Below are 1,119 nucleotides of genomic sequence, written 5' to 3'. Positions count from 1 at the left end.
CTCAGAGGGCATTTGATTTAGGTAGATCGCCCCGTATGCCCTAGTAGGTGCCTCGCCAGGTGGGTGTGGTCTCGTCCGTTATGCGCTTGGTGAGGTTGTCGATCGAGGCGATGTGGATCATGGCTTCGGAGCTTGCGGGGAGGGTCTCGTAGTCGCGGGCCAGACGCCGGCGAAGCATGATCCATCCCAGACTTCGCTCGACGACCCAGCGCCTTTTGACAACATGGAAGCCGCGGGTCTTGGGGTTTCTGTTGACGACTTCGACGTCGATTCCGAGGTTGGCGCCGTGTTCTACGACGGCGTTCTTGAAGCCGGTGTCGACCCAGCTTTTGGAGATGGTGGGGTAGGTCTTCTTGGCCCGGTCGAGCAGTCGTATTCCTACGGCGTTTTCCGACAGGCTTGCGGCGGTGACGGTCACGGCGAGGAGCAGGCCGAGGGTGTCGGTGATGATGCCCCGCTTCCTGCCGACGATCTTCTTCCCGGGGTCCGTTCCCTGGCTGGTCAGGGGCACGTTGGTGGAGGTCTTCACGCTCTGGGTGTCGATCACGGATGCGGTCGGTTCGGGTTTGCGGCCCTCCTTGACCCGGGTCAGGCCGGTGAGGTCGTAGTTGAGCTGGGCGAGGATTCCTTCGTCGCGCCAGGCGGCGTAGTAGGCGTAGACGGTGCCGTGGTTCGGGAAGTCGTGCGGGAGGTATTTCCACGGGATTCCCGTGCGGTTGACGTACAGGATGGCGTTGAAGACATCGCGCAGTTCGACCTGGGCCGGCTGGCCGGTGGGTCTGCGGTCGAGTCGGGCTTTCCTCCAGGCGGATAAGGTCGGTTCGATCAACGCCCATCGGGCGTCGGACAGGTCGCTGGGGTACGGCTTCCGCTGGCTCACGAATGGGCTCTTACACGAACAGCGCTGCTGACAGCGTTACTTGACCAGTAGGGCGTTTCTGTGACGTCCATAGACCAGACGGAATCCGGGTGCAAGGCACGGAGCAAATGGACGCCGAGGCCGGTGCCTGGAAGGCTGCGAAACCGCACGTAGGGCACAAACCCTTTCAAAGAGCACCAGCCGCAAGAGCGGCGTAACGCCGCAAGCCATACCTAAATGCCCACTCAGAGGTCGTTTTC

General features: G+C 62.0%; 1 protein-coding gene. It reads right to left on the bottom strand.

The features are described from left to right. Positions 1-40: 40 nt before the first annotated feature. On the bottom strand, positions 41-880 hold the full coding sequence (locus ACFVJQ_RS46055; protein WP_385791991.1) for an IS5 family transposase: 840 nt from the start codon (positions 878-880) through the stop codon (positions 41-43). Between the last annotated feature and the right edge of the window lie 239 nt (positions 881-1,119).

The sequence above is a fragment of the Streptomyces sp. NPDC127197 genome, from assembly GCF_042672405.1.
In the GTDB taxonomy this organism is placed as follows: Bacteria; Actinomycetota; Actinomycetes; order Streptomycetales; family Streptomycetaceae; genus Streptomyces; species Streptomyces flavusporus.
This window is presented reverse-complemented; position numbering and strand designations above follow the sequence as displayed.